Raw genomic sequence first — 215 nt, forward strand, 5'->3', positions numbered from 1 at the left:
CCCCCCGACCGCGAGCGTCAGCGTCACCGGGAGCTGCTGCCCGAGGAGCGTCGCCACGGGCGTGCGGAACGCGTACGAGTCGCCGAGCTGCCCGGTCGCCAGGCGGCCGAGGAACACCGCGTACTGCACGAGCACCGGACGGTCGAAGCCGTAGTCCTGACGGACCTGCGCGACCGCCTCGGCCGAGGCCTGCGACCCCGGCCCGCCGAGCACCG

The 215-nt window shown here is 75.8% G+C and carries 1 pseudogene; it reads right to left on the reverse strand.

The features are described 5' to 3' along the window. Positions 1-215, reverse strand: a pseudogene (locus BIU99_RS17610) (ABC transporter permease); the annotation flags it as partial.

Source organism: Plantibacter sp. MMLR14_011 (assembly GCF_001865025.1).
Lineage (GTDB): Bacteria > Actinomycetota > Actinomycetes > Actinomycetales > Microbacteriaceae > Plantibacter > Plantibacter flavus_A.